3 protein-coding genes are annotated in these 2,201 nt (G+C 54.3%); all 3 read right to left on the bottom strand.

Translation table 11 applies throughout. From position 1 onward, the window contains the following. The coding region (locus QZ197_RS15075; protein WP_296432988.1) for a hydantoinase/oxoprolinase N-terminal domain-containing protein at positions 1-185 on the bottom strand (185 nt) is incomplete at its 3' end. Between the two features lie 68 nt (positions 186-253). After that, positions 254-1,537 (bottom strand): TRAP transporter large permease, encoded by a 1,284-nt coding sequence (locus QZ197_RS15080; RefSeq protein WP_296432990.1) that lies wholly within the window; start codon positions 1,535-1,537, stop codon positions 254-256. After that, positions 1,534-2,082 (bottom strand): TRAP transporter small permease, encoded by a 549-nt coding sequence (locus tag QZ197_RS15085; protein WP_296432992.1) that lies wholly within the window; start codon positions 2,080-2,082, stop codon positions 1,534-1,536. Before QZ197_RS15085 ends, QZ197_RS15080 begins: the two co-directional genes overlap by 4 nt. Positions 2,083-2,201 lie beyond the last annotated feature (119 nt).

Here is a 2,201-nt window from a genome sequence, read left to right on the forward strand (position 1 = left end):
ATCTTGCCCGGCGGGATCGCGTCATTCGGACCAAGCCCCAGCAATTCGCGGATCCCGTGAACTGCCGCATCGGCGTAGACTTCGGGGTTCTCTGACAGCAACTTGTGCGTCTTAAGCCCACCTTCCGGTGTCTTTGCTACGATGTCGGTAAATGTGCCGCCACGATCAACCCAAAATTGCCACATCAGACGTATCTCCTTTGTTTGCGGTCGCGCTAAGCGCCGCAGTCATTTCGAATAAGAGGGATTAAGTGCTACTGCAGCGCGTTCGGCAGGAAGAGCGCAATGCTTGGGAATGCGATCAACAAGAACGCCATTGCGAGCATTGTCAGGCAGTAGGGCAGCGCCCCCAGCATAACCTCGTTCAAGCTTCCTGATTTTCGCGCACCTTGCACAACATAAAGGTTCAGACCAACGGGCGGCGTAATCAATGCCATCTCGATCAAGACGATCATCAAAATGCCAAACCAGATCACATCAAACCCTTGCGCCACAACAAGCGGGACAATGATCGGGATGGTTACAACCATCAGCGACAATGTCTCGATGAAAAAACCCAAGACGATGTACAGAACGACGACAACCAAGATTGTCTTCATTGGCGTCAGCCCAAGGCCGTTCATAAATTCGGTCAACTCGCGACCTAATCCAGCAGAGGCCAGTGTGAAATTCAAGAACGACGCGCCAATCACGATCAGCATGATCATCGATGTGATCTTAACCGTGCCTGTCAGACTTTGGGTCAGCATCGACCAAGATACGCCGCCAAAGGCCAAAGCAATCACAAATGCACCTGCGACGCCAACGGCCGCGGCCTCAGTGGGTGTCGCCCAGCCACCATAGATTGATCCGACAATCATGCCGAACAGCAGCAAGATTGGAACCAGATCCACCAAAGCGCGCATCATTTGTGGGAATGCGAATGTGCGACGCAAACCGCCCAGGTCTGGACGGATAATGCAGATAATCGCGGTCACTGCCATGAATGCCACGGCAAGCGCTAATCCGGGGATCAGACCTGCAAGGAACAGTTGTGGGATCGAAGACTGGGTCAGAAAACCGTAAACGATCAGGTTAATGGATGGGGGGATCATGATCCCTAACGTACCACCAGCGGCAATCGCGCCTGAGAATAACTTGGGGTCGTAACCCAGTTTCTCGGCTTGCGGCATCGCGACTGTTGCAACGGTCGCAGCGGTCGCTACGGATGAACCAGAGGTGGCCGAAAACATCGTCGCGGTTGCAATATTGGCATGCACCAGTCCACCGGGCAACCAAGACACCCAGCGATCAAGCGCTGCATAGGTCCGGTTGGCTACGCCACTGCGCACCAGAATCTCGCCCAGTAACACAAAGAAGGGGATCGCAATCAGCGTCGCAGAATTCGACGACGACCAGACCATGTTGCCCAAACCCTTGGTGAGCGGAAAGCTGGAAAAGAATGCATCGATGCCAAAGCCCAAAAGGAACAAGACGATGCCGACGGGAATAGAAAGTGCGAGCAAGCCCAGCAGGGCCACAGATACATAACCGATCATTGGAGTGTCTCCTGCTCGGCGAATGCGCCGACAAAGGCTTCGGTTTCTTCGTGGCGGCGTTTGATCACAAGGCTTAGGGCTGCAAGCGTTGTCAGTGTCGACATCAAGGCAAACCATACCCAGCCTGCGAACCATGGCAGGTGAACCCAGATCAGGGGCGTCTCAAGCGGTGTGTTCGCTGTTGATCCATTGACCAGCGAGCGTTCCACGACTGGCCATGCTTTGATCGCGATGGTGACAATCACGCCTGTCATGACGATCATTGAAAACACATCAAACAAGGCTTTTTGGAATGTGGTGCAGCGTGTGCGCAAAAGATCGATGCGCACATGCCCCAGTTCCAGCAGCGTGTAAGACATGCCCCACGCAGTCGCGAGAGCCATGGCATAGCCTGCGATTTCTTCGGTGCCACCAAGGGACGTCCCGAACCGGCGCAAAATGATATCGAGCAGTACAAAGGCTGCGCATGCAAGCAGGCCAAAACCTACGGCAAGCGCCACCCCTTTATTGATAACCCGCAGGTTATGTATCATCTTGAGTTCCATGTTCGGTCCGCCCCTAGGTGATTTTCTTAGTTGATCGTTACGCCGACTACGGCACCAACGCTTTCGTTCCAACGCATGGCCCAATCGTCGCCCGCACGTTCTGCCCACTCAGGAAGAAC

Source organism: Yoonia sp., assembly GCF_017854415.1.
Classification (GTDB): Bacteria; Pseudomonadota; Alphaproteobacteria; order Rhodobacterales; family Rhodobacteraceae; genus Yoonia.